Annotated in this window: 1 protein-coding gene and 1 pseudogene; both read right to left on the bottom strand. The window is 39.4% G+C overall.

Annotation, left to right across the window (positions count from 1 at the left end):
• Nucleotides 1–107: 107 nt before the first annotated feature.
• Nucleotides 108–1,241: a glycoside hydrolase family 76 protein gene (locus tag B4G81_RS04915; protein ID WP_294080710.1), complete on the bottom strand. Its 1,134-nt coding sequence runs from the start codon at nt 1,239–1,241 to the stop codon at nt 108–110.
• A 1-nt stretch (nt 1,242) separates the two neighbouring features.
• Nucleotides 1,243–2,686: pseudogene (locus B4G81_RS04910) on the bottom strand (hypothetical protein); the annotation flags it as partial.

The following is a 2,686-nucleotide window of genomic DNA, read 5'->3' as shown; positions in this document are numbered from 1 at the left end:
TGCGATGCAAGCAGGAGTCAGTATTAGCGAGGCTCCGCATATCCATTTCATTTGCTGTTTGTATCTGATTAATGAATTATGATTCTCTTTCATAGATTCCTATTGAATTATAAAAAATTTCGGTTTTTCAGCAAAGCAGTAGTCTCCATAAGCATGCAGGCACTTACCATTGCTTTTAATGTAGTTTTCATACCCGGCTTTGTGATCCAGTCAGGCCCGAAAAGTAACGGATTTTTTAATGTACCTTTTGTCCATAAAGTTTCAGTATTATACTTTACAAACTGCAGGTAGCGTTTTTTAGCTGCAGCATCAATATCTTGTTGAATTAGTTCAGAAAAATAACGGATAAAAATACCTTTGAATAAATGTGCATCATTGTCAGTGGAACAGTCAGCTGATCCTTCGAGTTTCAGTACTGAATTAGTAACCAGCGAGCCGATGGTAAAATTTGCCGTCAGTACAGCATCGTCGAGATAGGTCCTATTCCCGAAGATCTTATACAATTCTACTGCTGATCCAATAAATGTTCCATGATTATAAGTAAATTTCCAGTTGGTCAGCGTATTATCCCTTCCATCAATATGGTCAAGTACTGCACCGTCATTCTGTAGCAAAGTTGCCTTTTCCCAGTGATAGATTTTTACCGCCCACTCCTTGTAACTCTCGTCACCAGTTTCCTGATAAAGACGGGCTGCAAGAATACAGGCTGGTCCATTTGAGCAGGCATTTTTTTTATACGGCTCAACGGTTCTCCACGCTATTCCCCCTCCGGCATAAGCTTCGTTCCAGCCATCCTTGATGAAGTTCCACAGTTCTATGGTGGCATCTTTATACTTTACTTCTCCGGTGGCTTTATACATACGAAACAGGGCCAGAGCTATCCATTCCATGTCATCATAGAAATTATTTTTCCATTTGTCTCCATTGCCTTTTCGTACGCCATTGAACCATTTATCAAAATACGCTTTATAATAGTTGTCTTTAGTACGTATATAGGCATCGGTTACGACATCGATAGCATGAGCCTGCGGCCAATATTGAAAGCCTGTTCCCCCATAGTTGTTCTCTACAAAATATTGTTGCGACTCACTCCAAAAAGTGTTGATTAATGCTTTACTGCTGCTGTCGGCAGCAGCAGTAAAGTCAATAGAATCAATAACAGGTTTATACCCGGGTTTATCGTCATCATTGCAGCCACTTATGAAAATAGCCCAACAAATAATGAAAAATAACTTTCTCATTTTATTTTTCCTTTAGCACATGAGAATACATATTATCGGCCTGTAAAATAAGTGATATATCATAGGTAAATCCCAGCCATGAGACAGTGGCACTTTGACTCCGTTTCCATTTGGGATTAAACGCCCTCTGGCTCTCGGAAAATAAAGCAGCTATTTCTGTTGCAGTATATTCTTTAGTATTGAAGTAGGCAGGGTCACCAGTCGGAGCACCGTCTTCCGTGGGGTTGACAGGGCCCCACACTGTTTCTGTACCGTCACCATATTCCATGACAAACCTGTATCGTGGATTTTTGTTGTCCCCGCCACTAAAATCAGCCTCTGTCATTGTATGACTATTTAAAGTCCATTTGCCACTACCGGTATATGGGAGTTCAAGTGTTTTACTTTGTGAATTACAGTGGTACCATTTTACAGCCTTAATTTTTGAGTAAACAGCCGTTTTATCGCTAAAATTCAGTACAATTTTATAGATGGCTGTTTCATCGACAGTGGAAGTCCCATTTTCTTTCAGCGTTCCACTTTCAGTTGAAAAATGTTTTGGTACTCCCGTATTAGAATCTACAAAGTAGTAATTTTTTCCTGAAGTTAAACGAGTGAATATTTCGAATTTTTCTCCTTCAAGAGCTTTCATTTTAATAGCTTGCGACAAAGTATTACCTCCCTCTGAACCTTCGCCGGTTATATACAGGCTGGTAGGGACAACTGACTGTCCAGGAGAATTTTCATCCGGCGTTGTTTCCGTCAATGTATGAGTGTAGGGATTGTTTGCCTGTAATATCAGGGACATGTCGTAAGTATACCCGATCCATGATGTACTATTGGATTGAACTCTTTTCCACTTTGGATTAAATTGAGTTACACCGTCAGCAGTAGTATATTCTTTTGTATAGAAATAACTGAGATTTTCACCAGGAATGCCATTCTCACTGAAATTAGCCGGACCCCAGACAGTTTCCGTATTATCTTCGTATTCCATTACAAATCTGTAACGTGGGTTGGCCTGTTCACTACCGAAATCTTCGGTAGTCATTGAATGTTTGTTTAGCGCCCAAACTCCGCGACCTGTGTAAGGCAGTTCCAGTTTTTTTACATTAGAATTACAATGAAACCATTTTACTGCCTTAATTTTTGAATAAACTGCTATGCCCGAATTAAAATCTAATGAAATTTTATAGATTCCGGTTTGATCTATGTTACTGGTACCATTTTCTTTCAAAATCCCACCTTCAGTATAATATTGTTTTGAAGTGCCGGTAACAGCATCGGTAAAATAGTAATTCTTACCAGCAGTCAATTTGGTAAATATTTCAAATTCACCTTCTTCTATCATTTTTAATTGTAAGGCTTTTGATAGATCACTTCCACCTTCAGAACCCTCACCAGTCAGGTAAAGTGAAGCCGGTATATCGGCAAATCCGGCCAATCTGGTGACTTCTATCGTGCGA

The organism is Proteiniphilum sp. UBA5384 (assembly GCF_002410825.1).
Lineage (GTDB): Bacteria > Bacteroidota > Bacteroidia > Bacteroidales > Dysgonomonadaceae > Proteiniphilum.
The sequence above is the reverse complement of the archived record's forward strand: the minus strand, read 5'-3'. Positions and strand labels throughout refer to the sequence as shown.

Coding starts and splice junctions, on each gene's coding strand:
- B4G81_RS04915 (WP_294080710.1), bottom strand. CDS start 1,241: ATGAGAAAGTTATTTTTCATTATTTGTTGGGCTATTTTCATAAGTGGC.